This window comes from Bacteroidota bacterium, assembly GCA_039714315.1.
In the GTDB taxonomy this organism is placed as follows: Bacteria; Bacteroidota; Bacteroidia; order Flavobacteriales; family JADGDT01; genus JADGDT01.
The window spans coordinates 1-16,370 of sequence record JBDLJM010000014.1 but is presented as its reverse complement, the minus strand read 5'-3'; the positions used below and the strand labels follow the sequence as shown (position 1 = coordinate 16,370).

Below are 16,370 nucleotides of genomic sequence, written 5' to 3'. Positions count from 1 at the left end.
AGATGCTTTAGCTTAGGGGCATATATTTAATGCCGGTTAAAGCTGTATACTTATTTTCTCGACAGTTCTTCTTCGCTGGATTTTCCCGGATTCCGTTCTGGAAAATTCTTTTAAATAGTATACATCTTTAGGGGTATGGTACCTGGGAAGCAGTCCATTTATAGTTTTTAAACTTATAATATTTTTTTCTCCTTCTATAAGGAGTATTACCTTCTCCCCAAGAGTTTCGTCCTTAACTGACGATATAAAGAAAGGAACTGAAATAACTTTCGAAAGTATAGCTTCAAGTTTCTCAGGGTTGATTTTAATACCCCCTGAATTTATGACATTATCATATCGGCCTAACCAGTCGAATGTTTTATCGTCGATTAACTCCACAATATCGTTTGTGATAATTTTTGTTTTGCTCACTTTGGGAGAGTCGATAACTAGACAATTCCGCTTGTCGGTTGCGAAGCTAACATCATTTAAAGCTTTATAATATAGACCGGGATTAACTCCATTAAGTTTTTTTAAAGCTATGTGTGTAATACTTTCAGTCATTCCATATGTAGAATAAATCTCCGTATCCGATTTTTTTATATTTTCCAGCAGGCTGCTATCTATACTTCCGCCACCAATTATGAGTTTTGATACTCTTCGCGAATTTATTTTGTCAATTGAGTTTTTTACCTGTAAAGGAACCATGGCAGCAAAATCGATATGATTATCTTCAGGAACTAATTCTAATGGATTAGAATCAGGTTTAATACATATCAGGTTCATTTTCCATGCAATTGCCCTGACAATCATAAGCTTTCCCGCAATGAACTTTGGAGACATACACAGAAGAGCAGTGTTATTTTCGTTAAAACCAAAAAAATCTCCGGTAGACTTGGCCGAATTGATGACTTTAGATTTTTCCAGTGAGATAAGTTTTGGGGTTCCTGTAGAACCTGATGTTTCGGCAGAAATATAAACTTCTTGATTCCACCACTCATCGAGGAAAAATAAAATATCCTTAGCCCAATTATTATCGTTATCCGACACTTTTTTCAGAATGTCTTCTTTACTTAGAGAGAAATCTAGTTTTAACATTCGATAAAAGTATATAAAAATAAAACCTATCTCAAGAATTGAGATAGGTTTTATTAATAGCTGCAGATAGACTATCTTCTGCGTCCCGATTTGTTATAAGCCAACTTTTTATTGGAAGAACTTTTACCTTTTTTTGAATTATTTTTTACGTTGCTTTTTGCTCTGCTGTTATTAGATTTATAATTCTTTTGATTAGAACTTCTGTTTCTGTTTACTTTGGATTTATTAGAGTTGTAAGTTCTCGCCTTATTATTTTTGTTATAACTTACTTTTGAACGATTCGGCTTATAAGTTTTCGTGTTATTGCTTTTATTATAACTTACCTTAGAACGATTCGTTTTATTAGTATACGCATTATTGCTTCTGTTTGTTGACTTTTGCTTACGATATTTATCAGACTTATAGCTGTTATTTCTGGTAACCTTTGTCGTTTTTTTTGTATTGTTTCTATTGTTTCTTTCTACTCGAGCTACCTTACTATAGTTCTTGTTTTTGTAATTGTAAGAACGGTTATTATTACTCTTCGCCCTTTTAGGTTGTTTCGTTTTTACTGTTCTGTTTTTATTCCCATTTTTATGGTTCCGGTCATTGTAAACTTTACGATCGTTTTTTCTGTTGGGCTTTGTATAATAATTCTTTTGATTATTCTTATACCTGTTATGTCTTTTTTCCAGATGAGCTACATTATATACTCCCTTATTTCGATTTTTAAAAGACTTGTTTTTATGTCTGTTTCCATAATCATTTCTACGTGTATAGTGCTGTATTCTTTTGGAAGTGTTACTGTATCTTACATTTGTTGTTCTGTAATAATTGTTTACATTTATACAAACGTTCACATTGTTTCTATATCTATGTACAGCATAAGGTCTCCAGGGTCTGTAATATGCCGGACGATACCCCCAATCCCATGGAGAATTCCAGGGGCTGTAGTACGATGCCCAAAAAAATGTCAAGAATACCGGAGGACGAACGTATACAGGTTGATATATGTAATCAGGTCCATACATGTATACATCACCTACTACCTGTACAACAGTATTCCCTCTTGTATCTCTTTCAACTTCAATAGACGCAACATCCTGATACAAGTCTCTGCCTACAACTGCCTGAATAGCGATATAATGGGTTCTACCTTTCACGGTTTCCATTACCCTTAGGTAATCAACCTGGCCATCACCATTTATGTCGAGGTTAGAGATTTGGGTGTAAGGATCATTCAGTCTTCTTTCGAAATCCTCTAAATCTTCCGATTCTCCAAAAACCGATGCTACAGCTTTTAGATCCAGGTTGGCACTTATATCTTCATTAAATGCTCTGACAGTTGTTGTTTCCTGAGCTTTTAAACTAATGTTTCCCAGTAAAAAAGTTAATACCAGTGTTATGTATATATATTGTTTCATAATATGGTTTTTTATTAGTTAAACAATCAGTGAATCTGTTTTGTTTGGTGTTAGGTTGATTAATAATTATAAATCTTAACCTGATCAGTAATTTGGAATTAATGAATAGTAAACAAAAAGGATGCCATAAATTTTAACCGTCGATTTTTTTAGGGTTTATTTCTATGCTTTTTTTAAGCTTATGCAAGTAGTTATATAGAGTTTGAAGGGAATTATGAAGAAAATAAAAAGCCTGTCTCGTTTATTTTGAGACAGGCTCTATGCTATTGATAAATAAAATTAACGTCTCCTTTTGGATCTTGTTTTTTTTGGTTTGACCGTTCTTTTTGGCTGTTTTTGGGTGTTAGGTTTTTTATAGTTATTTCTGTTTCTCTGTTTATTATAGTTATCGGGCTTATGAGTTTTGATGTTTTCTCTTGAGGCCCCACTTCTTGGTTTCCAGTTTTTATCAACCTTTCTTCCATTTAATTTTGGATATTCTGAAGCCCTGTGATTATTCCAGTTTCGGTTCAGTTGAGAATAGTTGCTCTTCCCTTTGTTTCTGTTTTGGAAGGAATTATTCGGATGTCTGTTTCCGAAATCATTTCTTCTGACATTATTTTGAATGTTTATAGAGTTTCTACTGTGTCTTACATTTGTAACATTATAGACATTGTTAACATTTATATGGACGTGAACATTTGAATGATACCGGTATACCGGATAAGGCCTCCATGGATGATAATAAGGAGGGTGATATCCCCAATACCACGGCGATCTCCACGGGTTGTAAGTTGCTATCCAGAAAAATGTAAAAAATACAGGAGGATGTACGTACACGGGTTGATAAATATAGTTTGGACCATACATGTAAACATCGCCAACAACCTGAACTACGGTTTCTCCTTTACTGTCTTTTTCTACTTCGATCGATGCAACGTCCTGAAATTGATCTTTAGCTATAACGGATTGTATTGCGATATAATGGGTGTTTCCTTTTGTTGTTTCCATTACGCGCAAATAATCAACAACTCCATCATTGTTAAGGTCGAGGTTCGTTATTCTAGCCTCCGGATCGTTTAGTCTTTTTTCAAAATCTTCCAAATCTTTCGATTCCCCGAATACAGAGGCAACTGCCTTTAAGTCCAGATTATCGCTTATGTCTTCGTTTTTGGCTTCAACTGTGGTTACATCTTGCGAATAACCGTAAGAATTTATCAGTAAAAGGCTTAGTGCCAGTACTATATGTTTTAACTTTTCCATATTAATTTTAATTATATAACAATTTAACAATAATTAATATTGGTTTAGTAATATTTCTGATAAAATGCATTCTGAATAGTTTAATTTATTGAAAATGAGGTTGTTTTATTTGAATGCATCAAAATTCATACCTTAAATTAAGTTTAAAATATTAGTGTTTTTTTTGCAATTTAGAATAATTATACATTACATTTGCAACCTTAAAACGTGGATAGATTTGTATCGGGCTTGCGACCACTAAAAAAAATGCTAAAACGTGTAGTTTCTTCTGCATATAGTTGTTGAGCATCCCGCCATTCAAAGATATTCACTTATATATATTAAGTTAATAATAAAATTATAATAGGAAGACTATGTCTTATTTTTTCACATCAGAATCAGTGTCAGAAGGACATCCTGATAAAGTAGCCGATCAGATTTCTGACGCATTATTGGATAATATAATTGCTTACGATCCTAATGCTAAAGTGGCAATTGAAACAATGGTAACTACCGGTCAGGTTTTTTTGGCTGGAGAGGTTAATACAAATACTTATGTTCACGCTCAGCAATTGGCAAGAGATGTTATCAATAAGATTGGATATACAAAAAGTGAATATAAGTTCGATGGAGACGCATGTGGTGTTTTATCGGCAATTCATGGACAGTCTGATGATATAAATAGAGGAGTTGATGCTGATAATAAGGCAAATGTAGGGCATGAGCAGGGTGCAGGTGATCAGGGAATGATGTTTGGATATGCAACAAACGAAACGTCGAACTATATGCCATTGGCTTTAGAAATTTCGCATATTATTCTTAAGGAGCTTGCTATACTTCGAAAAGAAGGAAAAGAAATAGAATATCTTCGTCCTGATGCTAAATCACAGGTAACAATTGAGTACTCCGAAGATAATAAGCCAATAAAGATTGATACAATAGTTATATCAACTCAGCATGATGATTTTTCGGAAAGCGATAGGATAATGTTGGATAAAATCCGCACTGATCTTATAAACATACTTATGCCAAGGGTTGTTGCACAACTTGATGTTGATGTACAGAAGCTTTTTGGCGATGATATAAATTATCATATAAATCCAACCGGAAAGTTCGTTATTGGGGGGCCTCACGGAGATGCGGGTTTAACAGGACGAAAGATTATTGTTGATACTTACGGAGGTAAAGGAGCTCACGGTGGAGGTGCTTTTTCGGGTAAAGATCCTTCAAAAGTAGACCGTTCAGCAGCTTATGCAGCTCGTCATATTGCTAAAAATATGGTTGCTGCCGGAATTTCGGATGAGGTATTGGTACAGGTGTCTTATGCTATTGGTGTTGCAGAACCAACAAGTATTTTTGTAAATACTTATGGGAAGTCTAATGTGAAGCAAAGCGATAGTGAAATAGCAAATAAAATAAAGGATATTTTTGATATGCGTCCTGCTGCAATAGAAGAGCGCTTAAAACTTAGATGCCCAATTTATTCTGAAACTGCTGCTTACGGACATATGGGAAGAGAGCCACGAAAAGTGACGAAAATATTTGATTCGCCATTCTGGGGTAAAAAAGAAATAGAGGTAGAGCTATTTACTTGGGAAAAACTGGATTATGTTCATGTTTTGAAAAAAATATTTAACCTGTAATAAAAGTTCTGCATTAATAAAGTACAAAAGCCTTTCGGATTATTTCGTCAGGCTTTTTTTTAGCTTGTTGGTAATTCGCATTCAGCGGTTGCCTGCCTACCGTCAGGCAGACTCAGTGAAGCTCCTTTGTCTTTTTACTTTATCCTTGTTATAAATTTTAATCCCAGATTTTGTATTGATCCCCGGCTTAAGTAAAAGATAGGAACGGAGGTGATTAAATTCTTGGTATAAATGGCTATTTTGTTGAAAACTCACCGCTTAAGAGTCAATATTGCATGCTTATTTCTATTACATTTGTCGCTGTAGATATATAGTATATATCGCATCAGTAAAAGATAATCAGCATAAAATTTATAATAATTATATCATGCATATTGCCATAGCCGGAAATATAGGTTCAGGAAAAACTACGCTTACGGAACTTCTCGCCAAACATTATAATTGGAATCCACATTTTGAGGATGTTGACGATAATCCTTATCTAAATGATTTTTACAATACAATGGAGCGTTGGTCATTTAATCTTCAAATTTATTTTCTCAATAGTAGATTTAAGCAGGTGAATGATATTCGTGAAAGTGGAAAAGCAGTTATTCAGGATAGAACAATATATGAAGATGCCCGAATTTTTGCACCAAACCTTCATGATATGGGGTTGATGACCAAAAGAGATTTCGATAATTATCAATCTCTGTTTGGACTAATGGAAACATTCGTTCCCGCACCGGATTTGTTGATCTACCTCAGGGCGGATATTTCAACACTGGTATCGCAGATTCACAAACGTGGGAGAGAGTATGAAAATACAATTAGCATAGATTACTTAAGTAGATTAAATGAAAGATATGAAGCCTGGATTTCTAACTATGATAGGGGGAATTTGTTGATTATTGATGTAGACAATATTGATTTTGTAAATAAACCGGAAGATTTAGGGAAAATAATTGACAGGGTTGAAAGTCAGGTAAATGGACTGTTTTAATTAAAGTTGTACATATAAAAACTGAAGTCGCACTATTGAAATTAAACTCGATAGTGCGATTTTTTTTTGAAATTGTGTAACATTTATATAGTACCGCCGTCTTCTTTTTATAAAACCAAATTAAAAATAGTATCAACCCGGGATTGACTTAATGCAAACATAAAATCTTATACAGATGAAAAATTTTATAATGATAATCGGCTTAACATTGTTTTCTACATTTTCTTTCGCTCAGAACAATGTACAGGAATTAATAAATCAATACAAAGGGCATGACGATGTAGATGTAATTTCAATTAGTGGAAGCATGTTTAAATTTGGCAGTAATTTTATCGATGAGGATGATAAAGATGCTAAAGCAGCCAAGGATATTGCAAATCAGATCGATGAGATGAATATTATTACCACTGATTCTTCAGAACGTGGAAACGAATTGAGTGAAGTTATACAGAAACTCATAAGAACAAAAAATTATGAGGAAATGATGACTGTAGATTCTGAAGGAGAAGAGGTGAAGTTCTATGGAAAAATAGAGAACAACATTATAAAAGAGTTTTTTATTCTTGTAGAAGAAAATCGTGAAACTACTCTGATATCAATGTCTGGAAATATAGATCCTAAACAGGTGAGTGAAGTGATGAAGAAGGCAGAAATTAATTGATCCTGGTAGTCAGACATCATGAAGTTTAGTCTAAAATATTTTTCACCGTCATATTAACCTATCCGGTTAATATGACGGTGAAAATATTATTTTGATTCCTTTGTTATATAGCCCACAAAATTTCCTTCCCTTCCTTTAGGACCTTCTTTCTCTTTTCAACTTCCTTTTTCTGTTCAATATCAAGTTTATACTTAGATAGATCATCTTCACCGTCATTTAGAGCTTTTACAAAAGACCTGTCGATAAGTGGAGTTTTTATTACCGTTAGTTTTCCCCGTTTATAAAATTGACCTTTATTTCTGGAAAAGAAATTGGTCATTGTATATGGATTCATGTCTAAATCGGTGTTTAACACCGTTAGATTCTCATAAACTCTTGCATTTTCGAGGTCATCATTTAGAATTACAATATACATATCAGTTTTTGGCTTAGTAAGTCCAAACATATAAAATATTTGGCTAATAACAAATCATAGATCTATGATGTATAATTGGCTGTAAAAAAAAATGATGCTTACCAAAGTAGAGTTGGTAAGCATCATTTATATATGGTAATAAGGTGTTTTAGTTCAATTTAAATGTTATTGGGAGTATAAATGAAACGCTAACAGGTTTTCCCCGCTGTTTTGCTGGAGTTAGCTTGGGAAGTTTTTTTACAATTCTTAACGATTCATTATCTAAAGATTTATCTACACCTCTGGCTATGATTATATTATCAACACTTCCATCTTTCTTTATAATAAATTGAACATATACTTTGCCTTCAATACCCATTTCTTTTGCTATTTCGGGGTATTTAAAATGTTTTCTAACGTGTTTAGAAATTTCTTTCCAAAAAGAACTTTCCTGTTGCTTTTTATCTTTGATATGCTCACAGCCCGGGAAAAGAGGAAGATCTTCAACAACATAAAATTTAAATGGCTTTGTTTCTTCTTCCACTTCGATAGGTTCAAATATATCTATAGGTTCATCCGCTTCGTCTTCACTGGAGTCGAAGATGGGATCGTCAGTAATATCAGAGATATTATCCAGTACTTCTATTTTTGCCGGTAAAGGCAGAGGTTTGGGTTTTTTCGGTTCTTTTGGTTTAGTTACAGGAGGTAAATCATCCATTATTTCGGTAAAAAAACCAGATGTTTGAAATTTAATTTCCTTTACCGGAGATTCGTATTCTAATACAAAATAAGAAGCTGAAAGGGCAATTGCCAGACCAATCAAGAAAAAAATACCGCGTTTGTTTTCAAGATTAGCATTAGGATTTTTCTTTACATTCATACGTGTTGTTCTTTATTGAGTTTTGGATTCTTAATAAAAGATTAAACAATAATCTGCCGGTCGAACCTGGGTAAGGCTCGGGAATTATTGTCAACAAAAGTCTTCTGAATGTTATATCAATGTGATTATGAAATTAGCCTAAGAAATTTAAGGTACATTTCATGGTTATATTGGTATTAGTTCAGTTAAGGGACAACATCATGATGTAATTCTTTCAGACCAATAATCGTACCAAAGTTATTGAAGTTGAAAATTAATAGGTAACATAAATGAAACCGGAACCGGCCTGCCACGTTGAGTTGCAGGTGTCATTTTTGGTAGTGCTTCTACAATTCTAAGGGCTTCTTCATCTAAACTTTTATCAATACCGCGTAATACTCCAACATCTTTAATAATACCGTCTTTACCTATAACAAATTTTATTATTACACGACCTTGTATGCCCATTTCTTTAGCTACTTCCGGATATTTAAAGTTCTTTTTAACGTGTGCCATTATTTGTTTTTGGAAACACATGTATCTGCTTTGTTTACTGCTGTAGCCTTCGCATCCTGGATATATTGGCTGAGACTCTACAATTTGAAAATTGTAAACTTCTTCCTCTTCCTCTTCTTCCATTATAGGAGCTATTGGACCAGCTTTTTTTGTCTTGAACTCAATTTCTGTATCCTCGTCTATCTCAGTTGTTTCTATTTCTAATTCTTGCTCTATAATAGTATTGTCGGCCACAACAATGATTTGAGTCACTGGAGCAGGAGGAGGTTTTTTTATCAGAGCCGGATCTGTTTTTCTCTCTGTAACGGGTACTTCAATTTCATCGACAAAAATTGTTTGAGTTGTTAGCATATCAGTGTCAATTCGTCTGTCGGATTTGCTTTCAAGTACCAGGTATACGATAAATAGAGAGATGATTAAACCTATTTCGAAAAATATAGCTCTATAATTTTCGAGGCTTACTTCGGGATTCTTCTTAATTTGCATGATTGACTTTTTTGGTTAGAAGTGGTACTCAAAAAGCCAACGTTTTTATTATGTATACTCAAAAAACAGGGAGTAATGTTTATTATAAAAACGTTATATATCTCCTGATTCCTCAGTAAAAAAAATTACAATTAGGTAATTATTTATAAGAACAAAATTTAATTACATAATATACGAATTTAAGCCGATATTTCCTATGATATTTAGTGTGAATCGGATTGTAAATAACAGATTCTTAATGGAATGAAGCCAGGTGTGCCGAAATAATATTTTTTGTAATGAATTCTAATTACCTAACTAATATTAATACCTGATTTTTATATTGAAAATTTCAGTTTTTCCATCATCATTATCACTTACAGCAATTGCTTTAATTTCATTATTTGAAGCATCAAATTCATAAACAGTTATTCCTTCTAACTTTGTAATAACGAACTTTCGATCTTTCATTAGTGGAGTAGTGGTGATTTTGTGAGGTTCATTGATGGGTAAAATCCCAATGTAACTTCCTTTGATCTCTCCATCGTTATATGCATCTTTTGAACCTTCTAATGATGCGGTAAATAATAGAGAGTTTATTTCTTTAACGAATTGCAATGATGAGAACCCTGCTTGCATTCCTTCATCTGTTGGTAATTGTATTGAAAGAACTCTAAAATCGGGAGTTTTTTTGTTTTTGTCCTGAATGAAGTCAAAGAATTTCTTCTTATCAATTTTGAAAATTACATTTCTATCGTGATTACCTCTGTGGGCAAAATACACTTGATTTTCATCAGATGTAAAACCTTCAATGTTTACCTTTTTCAAACCTGCTTTTTTCTTCATTTTATCATAAAGAGGTCTGATGTTTTTCTTGAATAAGATGATTTCAGGATTGACTGCATTTAATACAAAGACTGTATCCCTGTAAAGTTTTTTAGAACCTGAACTTACTACAAACAGATATTCTTTTTTGTTATAATTTACAATATCAATATCTTCGAAATCCGCTTTTTTCTTCTTATCTACTCTTCCTTGAGAAGTTTTATGCTTATAGGAAATAAGTGTTTTTTTCTCAATCGTTTCATCCTCATATTTGTAAAGCCAGGGAGAATCATCTCCGATTATAAAGTACTCATCGTTATGAAAAACAATTCCTGAGCCGGATGGTATTTCGCTTGTATTTTCTACCGAAACAACAATCGTATCTAACTTGCTGAATTTTGAATAAATTATACTTCCTATAATGGTAATAAATAAAACTATTATAATTTTTTTCATTCTAATATGTTGATTTATTGGATCACTTATAAGTGATAGTTTTAAATAAGGTTTAAAAACTATTCATGGTGATTATATTAATCGAAGGTAGTATTAGATCAGTAAATATTTTAATTATTGATATTACTGTTGATTTTATCTCAGAATTAATTTATCAGGTTTGTATAACTCCCATGTTGAATTTTTCAGTGATAGGAGAGTGGTTTGCGGCTTCTATTCCCATACTAATCCATTTTCTTGTATCAAGCGGAGATATAATTGCGTCTGTCCAAATTCTTGATGCTGAATAATATGGAGATGTTTGTTTGTTGTATTTTTCAGTAATGTTATTTAGAAGCATGGTTTCTTTCTCCATTGAAATTTCTTCACCTTCTTTTTTCAGGGAAGCCTTTTCTATTTGCAATAAGGTTTTAGCAGCCTGTACACCTCCCATCACAGCGAGCTGTGCTGAAGGCCATGCAACTATTAATCGCGGGTCGTAAGCTTTTCCACACATTGCATAATTCCCTGCTCCATACGAATTACCTATAATTACGGTTAATTTTGGAACAACAGAATTTGAAACAGCATTTACCATTTTTGCTCCATCTTTTATTATTCCTCCGTGCTCGGATTTCGATCCAACCATAAATCCTGTAACATCCTGAAGGAAAACTAATGGAATTTTTTTCTGATTACAGTTTGCTATAAATCGTGTTGCTTTGTCTGCTGAGTCGGAATATATAACACCGCCAAACTGCATTTCGCCTTTGGCATTTTTAACAATTTTTCGCTGGTTAGCTACTATTCCTACTGACCATCCATCAATTCTTGCATAAGCACAGATAAGAGTTTTTCCGTAATCGGCCTTGTATTCATCGTATTTGGAATCATCAACAAGTCTTTCTATTATCTCATGAGTGTCGTAGGGCTGATTTCTTTCCTTTGGTAAAATGCCGAATATTTCTTTCGCCTCTTTAGCCGGCTTAAGAGGTTTTATTCTGTTAAATCCTGCTTTATCAAAATCGCCAATCTTGTCAACTATATTTCTGATAGTATTTAAGGCATCCTTATCATCTTTTGCCTTGTAATCTGCAACACCTGAAATTTCGTTATGAGTAGTAGCCCCTCCGAGAGTTTCGTTGTCAATTTCTTCTCCGATAGCTGCTTTTACAAGGTATGATCCGGCAAGGAAAATGGTTCCTGTTTTGTTAACTATCAGTGCTTCATCACTCATTATAGGAAGATATGCTCCTCCTGCCACACAACTTCCCATTACTGCAGAAATTTGTGTGATTCCCATGGAGCTCATTTTTGCATTGTTTCTGAAAATGCGGCCAAAATGTTCTTTGTCGGGAAATATTTCGTCCTGCATCGGTAGAAAAACTCCTGCACTATCTACGAGATAAATAATTGGGAGTTTATTTTCCATTGCTATTTCCTGTGCTCTCAAATTCTTTTTTGCAGTAATCGGGAACCATGCTCCGGCTTTAACCGTAGCATCGTTTGCCACAACAATACACTGCTTACCGCTTATATATCCAATCACAACAATAACTCCACCTGCAGGACATCCTCCATATTCTTCGTACATCTCAAATCCGGCAAAATCAGCAATATCTATCCGTTCACTGCCTTTGTCTAAAACATAATTTATACGTTCTCTTGCTGTAAACTTCCCTTTGCTGTGCTCTTTGTCTATCTTTTTTTGACCTCCTCCTAGTTTGATCTTACTAAGGCGTTTGTTTACATCAGATAACAACACTTTGTTGTGATCTTCATTAATGTTGAAGTTAAGATTGTTCATTTTGTAAGCTGTTAATAGAAATCGGGCTAAATTACATAAAATTATTAAAGTACAGGCAGTGACTGCAGCCTGTACCCTGGGCTATTGTATTATGTTCTTAATTATAATGTAGTTATTCTATTGTTTTTTGATCCTTTTATATCTTCCTGCTTTCTTTAGTTGTTCAGAAAGCATCCATTCTATCTGACCATTAGTGCTGCGAAATTCATCAGAAGCCCATTTTTCGATGGACTTCATCATTTCTTCATTCAAGCGTAGCGCAAATGCTTTCTTTTTAGTCATAATAGGTTAAAGTGTTAACAAAATATGTGTATATACTTTTTTTAATTAAACAAACGGGAAAGAAAATCAAAGCAATTAATGATTTAGAGTACCTGTGTTGACTATAGGGCTGACATCTTTATCTGAAGTTAATACAACCATCAGGTTTGTAACCATCGAAGCTTTTCTTTCTTCGTCCAGCTCTATAATTTTCTTATCACTCAATTGTTCTAAGGCCATTTCTACCATGCTTACTGCCCCTTCAACGATTTTAGCTCTGGCCGCAATAATTGCAGATGCCTGTTGACGTTTTAGCATAGCACTTGCTATTTCCTGTGCATATGCCAGATAGCCAATCCTGGCTTCCAATACTTCGATTCCGGCAATTTCTAATCGTTTGGACAATTCCAGTTCCAAAGCATGGTTTACTTCATTCATCCCGGAGCGCAGTGTGATTTCATTAGAGTTATCGAAATTGTCGTAAGGATACATACCTGCCATTTTTCTAACGGCAGCATCACTTTGTATATGAACAAAACTTTCGTAGTTGTCTACTTCAAAGGCTGCTTTATATGTTTCTTTAACGCGCCATACCATAATTACACTGATCATGATGGGGTTACCGATTTTGTCATTAACCTTTACTCTTTCACTGTCGAAGTTTCGTGCCCGCAATGAAATGTTTTGCTTTGTGTAAAATGGATTTACCCAAAAGAAACCATTTTCTGTAACAGATCCTTTGTATTCACCAAACAATGTTAATACTCTGGATTTGTTTGGATCAACATAGAAAAATCCCGGGAGTATGATAATGAAAGTTAATGCCAGTACTATACCAAGTGGATTTCTCAGAAATATAAATGTGAATAGAGTGGCAATTAAAAGAATAAGTTCAACAACCAGCATTAAATATGCACTTTTTGGTTTTACTGTAAATTCTGTTTTCATTTTATTAAAATTTAATATGATATCAAAATAATATTATAAAGATATGAAATAAAACATTAGAAATCAACTAAATACACGGAGTGTAAATCGAAATTAAAAAATACAATCAATTTTTATTTAAATGAAGTGCCTATTTTATAGCATAGGTAACGCTCAATAAGTAATAGTTAGCTAAAACATCCTGATAAGTTTCTTCAAAATAGTTGTCCGAGCTGCTTCTTATTATACCTATGTTTTTATTTAATATGTCAATAGCTGTTATCATTATATTCAACCTTTTCGATTTTAAGAATGAGTAAGAAATTGATGCATTCCAAATAGGTACAGACTGATTTGTTCCGAAGTTACTGTCAGTATAAATATCATATTTAAACTGACTGTTAACATTAAATCTCTCTGTGACATTCCAGTCTGCTTTTGCATAATAGGATTGTTGCAAATATTCCCGATCGGCATTATTCCCGGAAGAGAAGGTTGTATAATTCTTATTTAAAGATACGCCTATCATCGCATCAATATTTTCCTTCTTGTTATTTTCGAGTGAAAGACTTAAAATAGCATTTTTCGATTGCGTTTCATTATCTTTATTGTTGATGATGGATATATAGTCGCCATAACTTCCATTTAAGGAAATATTATATCTTACCCCTAATGATTTTACTCTTTTACTTAACCTAATACCTGCATTGACTCTGTTTCTGTTTCCCGAATTTTCATAGGTAGATGTTCGTACACCTAATTCATTTGTAAATTCTGAATTAACAATACTGTTGTCGGTATATCGGTAGCTCAAACGAGAAAAGAAGTTAAGACCTTTTGAAAAATTATGATTGATAAAGGTTACAGAAGCTGAATAGTTATCTTCAGGAGTTAAGTCAGGGTTTCCTTTTCTTATATATAATGAGTTGAAATTATTTATCACCTGAGAAAGTTGTGATAAACGTGGAAGTTTAACTGATTTTTGAAAACGTAACATTAAATACCTGCCTTTTTTTGGTCGATATTTAAGATTTATTTCAGGGTTAATATTTGTGTAATTGTTTTCATGTTCTTCCTCATTTTTCAGGCCAAATATTTGCGTTTGACTGGCAATAGTAGATCCTGCAGAAAAAAATATTTTTTCTTTATCATATTTATAGAATACTCCTCCGCTTAGACCTGTATTTTTATAGAACTGGGTGTATATTAAAGGTTCTTTAATTTCATTGTTTTCATATTTCGATTGATTGACATCATCATTTACAGATGCATATTTGGTATTTGTTCTGATTTCAAGAAAATGACTCCCGGCTATAGGTTCAACATAAGTTAAATTCAAACCTGCATATAAATCATTAAGCTCTTGACTCCTCTTTACTTCCTCCGTAGTTTCATATGTGTTATCAGGATCGGCAATACTGAATCTGTTTAACTGATTATTGTTACTGATATTATTGCTGTTTGAAGCATTAAATCTTCCTGAAACTGAAAAATTTCTTTTACTTTCTTCATTAAACCTTTTGGTGTAGTTAATCGAAATATTACCTGAGTTGTTTCTACTTTCACTTTCAGTATTACTATTACTTTGAAGATCCAGTTCATTTTGTCCGTTATACCTCTCTAAAGTATTTATATTATTCCCGTCATTACTCCTATAATTTATGCTACCATCAATGAAAAATGAACTCAATTTATTTGACTGGTCCCTGTAGTTAAAATTTAAGTTGTGATTATTAGATATATTATCACTACTGCTTTTGCTTTCTGACAGGAATTCTAAATCTTCTATATACTCAGTTCTTTTGCTAAGTATGTCACCGGATGATGCGTTGTTGTGATTGTAAAAATAATCACTGTTTATATTCTGAGCTTTTTTTAGTTCATAGCCCATATTGAAGCCTGCAATAGCGGTAGTTATAAAGCCGGGAGAACTTGCAGAGCCTATTCTGCCTGTAGTATTAAAATTGATTAATTCTGAAATGTCAGAACCGGAGCTGTTAACATTGTTATACTTACCTATAATAGATGCCTGCAATTTTGGTGTAAAGCGATTATAGTTCAAACTGCTTAAATGCCTGTCATCTGTGCCGTATCCACCCTGAAATTTACCAAAATCATTTACTTTTTTATCATCCTTCAATTCCAGGTTGATAACTTTTTTTTGTTCGGAGTCGTTTATTCCTGTAACTCTTGCTTTTTCACTCTTTTCATCAATAACATCTACCCGTTTTACAGCATCAGCCGAAAGGTTTTTAGAGGCTATGGCAGGGTCTCCGCTAAAAAACACCTTCCCGTCGACGTAAATTTTGGTTACTTCCTCACCCTGTGCAGTAATCTTACCGGAAGCATCTACTTCGATGCCCGGTAATTTTTTCAGAAGATCCTCTACAGAGTCATCAATTCTGACTTTAAAAGCCCGGGTATTATATGTTACAGTATCTTTTTTTATGGAAATTGGAGTGACCAAAGTGACAATCACTTCATCCAATTTATTACTGTTTTCGAGAACGACAACTTCCAGAGTTGTTGTTTCAGTTTTTATTTCAATGTTTTTTTGATAGGTTTTATATCCTACTAAATGGATGTGAAATATATACTCGCCATAAGGAATTTCAGTAAAAGTATACTTGCCTGATTTGTCGGTGCTGACGTAGCTTATTAGGGTAGAGTCTTTTGTGTTGATTACTGAGATGGATGCATGTTCAAGAGGATTGTTTTCACTATTAACCACTTTGCCTTCTATTATTTGAGAATAACTGTGGGACGAAAGTAAAAACAAAAGACATAAAGTTTTAAAAAAAGAAGATCTAAACATTTAAGTCCTTGTGATATTTTACAATATAAATTTACGACTTTTAGAATGAAAAATCGCTCTTAGTAAAGCTAAGAGCGAT

Annotated in this window: 14 protein-coding genes; 3 read left to right on the top strand and 11 right to left on the bottom strand. The window is 33.5% G+C overall.

What is annotated here, in order from left to right:
- Window positions 1-36: 36 nt before the first annotated feature.
- The 3 genes from ABFR62_03045 to ABFR62_03035 all read right to left on the bottom strand — a co-directional run bounded on the left by ABFR62_03045 (window position 37) and on the right by ABFR62_03035 (window position 3,722).
- The gene (locus tag ABFR62_03045) at window positions 37-1,077 is read right to left on the bottom strand and encodes an AMP-binding protein (protein ID MEN8137383.1); all 1,041 of its coding nucleotides are present in this window, start codon (window positions 1,075-1,077) and stop codon (window positions 37-39) included.
- Window positions 1,078-1,148: 71 nt separating this feature from the next.
- Window positions 1,149-2,480 (bottom strand): hypothetical protein, encoded by a 1,332-nt coding sequence (locus ABFR62_03040; protein ID MEN8137382.1) that lies wholly within the window; start codon window positions 2,478-2,480, stop codon window positions 1,149-1,151.
- A 279-nt stretch (window positions 2,481-2,759) separates the two neighbouring features.
- Entirely contained in the window at window positions 2,760-3,722 is a 963-nt protein-coding gene (locus ABFR62_03035; protein MEN8137381.1) for a hypothetical protein, read from the bottom strand.
- 353 nt (window positions 3,723-4,075) lie between these two features.
- On the opposite strand from ABFR62_03035, the gene metK reads away from it, so the two are divergent.
- From metK to ABFR62_03020, 3 genes are all read left to right on the top strand, one after another.
- Window positions 4,076-5,344, top strand: a complete 1,269-nt coding sequence (gene metK, locus ABFR62_03030; protein ID MEN8137380.1) for a methionine adenosyltransferase — start codon at window positions 4,076-4,078, stop codon at window positions 5,342-5,344.
- A gap of 367 nt (window positions 5,345-5,711) precedes the next feature.
- A complete protein-coding gene (locus tag ABFR62_03025; GenBank protein ID MEN8137379.1) occupies window positions 5,712-6,326 on the top strand; it encodes a deoxynucleoside kinase in 615 nt (204 codons plus the stop codon).
- Window positions 6,327-6,501: 175 nt separating this feature from the next.
- Window positions 6,502-6,987 carry a DUF4252 domain-containing protein gene (locus ABFR62_03020; protein ID MEN8137378.1) on the top strand — a complete coding sequence of 162 codons (486 nt, stop codon included), beginning with the start codon at window positions 6,502-6,504 and terminating at the stop codon, window positions 6,985-6,987.
- 103 nt (window positions 6,988-7,090) lie between these two features.
- Here ABFR62_03020 and ABFR62_03015 read toward each other — a convergent pair whose 3' ends face one another.
- From ABFR62_03015 to ABFR62_02980, 8 genes are all read right to left on the bottom strand, one after another.
- Window positions 7,091-7,432, bottom strand: coding sequence for a hypothetical protein (locus ABFR62_03015; GenBank protein MEN8137377.1), 342 nt, complete (start codon window positions 7,430-7,432; stop codon window positions 7,091-7,093).
- 118 nt (window positions 7,433-7,550) lie between these two features.
- A complete protein-coding gene (locus tag ABFR62_03010) occupies window positions 7,551-8,261 on the bottom strand; it encodes an energy transducer TonB (GenBank protein MEN8137376.1) in 711 nt (236 codons plus the stop codon).
- Window positions 8,262-8,498: 237 nt separating this feature from the next.
- Complete coding sequence (locus ABFR62_03005; protein ID MEN8137375.1) at window positions 8,499-9,242, bottom strand: TonB family protein; 744 nt, start codon at window positions 9,240-9,242, stop codon at window positions 8,499-8,501.
- A gap of 303 nt (window positions 9,243-9,545) precedes the next feature.
- Window positions 9,546-10,502, bottom strand: a complete 957-nt coding sequence (locus tag ABFR62_03000) for a hypothetical protein (GenBank protein ID MEN8137374.1) — start codon at window positions 10,500-10,502, stop codon at window positions 9,546-9,548.
- Between the two features lie 154 nt (window positions 10,503-10,656).
- Window positions 10,657-12,288: a carboxyl transferase domain-containing protein gene (locus ABFR62_02995; GenBank protein MEN8137373.1), complete on the bottom strand. Its 1,632-nt coding sequence runs from the start codon at window positions 12,286-12,288 to the stop codon at window positions 10,657-10,659.
- A gap of 117 nt (window positions 12,289-12,405) precedes the next feature.
- The gene (locus ABFR62_02990) at window positions 12,406-12,570 is read right to left on the bottom strand and encodes an Arc family DNA-binding protein (protein MEN8137372.1); all 165 of its coding nucleotides are present in this window, start codon (window positions 12,568-12,570) and stop codon (window positions 12,406-12,408) included.
- 75 nt (window positions 12,571-12,645) lie between these two features.
- Entirely contained in the window at window positions 12,646-13,497 is an 852-nt protein-coding gene (locus ABFR62_02985) for an SPFH domain-containing protein (GenBank protein MEN8137371.1), read from the bottom strand.
- A gap of 130 nt (window positions 13,498-13,627) precedes the next feature.
- Window positions 13,628-16,207, bottom strand: coding sequence for an outer membrane beta-barrel protein (locus ABFR62_02980; protein ID MEN8137370.1), 2,580 nt, complete (start codon window positions 16,205-16,207; stop codon window positions 13,628-13,630).
- Window positions 16,208-16,370: the final 163 nt, after the last annotated feature.

What these genes read in the sequence shown, in the direction of transcription:
- ABFR62_03045 (MEN8137383.1), bottom strand. Translation starts at nt 1,077, where the DNA reads ATGTTAAAACTAGATTTCTCTCTAAGTAAAGAAGACATTCTGAAAAAA.
- ABFR62_03040 (MEN8137382.1), bottom strand. Translation starts at nt 2,480, where the DNA reads ATGAAACAATATATATACATAACACTGGTATTAACTTTTTTACTGGGA.
- ABFR62_03035 (MEN8137381.1), bottom strand. Translation starts at nt 3,722, where the DNA reads ATGGAAAAGTTAAAACATATAGTACTGGCACTAAGCCTTTTACTGATA.
- metK (MEN8137380.1), top strand. Translation starts at nt 4,076, where the DNA reads ATGTCTTATTTTTTCACATCAGAATCAGTGTCAGAAGGACATCCTGAT.
- ABFR62_03025 (MEN8137379.1), top strand. Translation starts at nt 5,712, where the DNA reads ATGCATATTGCCATAGCCGGAAATATAGGTTCAGGAAAAACTACGCTT.
- ABFR62_03020 (MEN8137378.1), top strand. Translation starts at nt 6,502, where the DNA reads ATGAAAAATTTTATAATGATAATCGGCTTAACATTGTTTTCTACATTT.
- ABFR62_03015 (MEN8137377.1), bottom strand. Translation starts at nt 7,432, where the DNA reads ATGTTTGGACTTACTAAGCCAAAAACTGATATGTATATTGTAATTCTA.
- ABFR62_03010 (MEN8137376.1), bottom strand. Translation starts at nt 8,261, where the DNA reads ATGAATGTAAAGAAAAATCCTAATGCTAATCTTGAAAACAAACGCGGT.
- ABFR62_03005 (MEN8137375.1), bottom strand. Translation starts at nt 9,242, where the DNA reads ATGCAAATTAAGAAGAATCCCGAAGTAAGCCTCGAAAATTATAGAGCT.
- ABFR62_03000 (MEN8137374.1), bottom strand. Translation starts at nt 10,502, where the DNA reads ATGAAAAAAATTATAATAGTTTTATTTATTACCATTATAGGAAGTATA.
- ABFR62_02995 (MEN8137373.1), bottom strand. Translation starts at nt 12,288, where the DNA reads ATGAACAATCTTAACTTCAACATTAATGAAGATCACAACAAAGTGTTG.
- ABFR62_02990 (MEN8137372.1), bottom strand. Translation starts at nt 12,570, where the DNA reads ATGACTAAAAAGAAAGCATTTGCGCTACGCTTGAATGAAGAAATGATG.
- ABFR62_02985 (MEN8137371.1), bottom strand. Translation starts at nt 13,497, where the DNA reads ATGAAAACAGAATTTACAGTAAAACCAAAAAGTGCATATTTAATGCTG.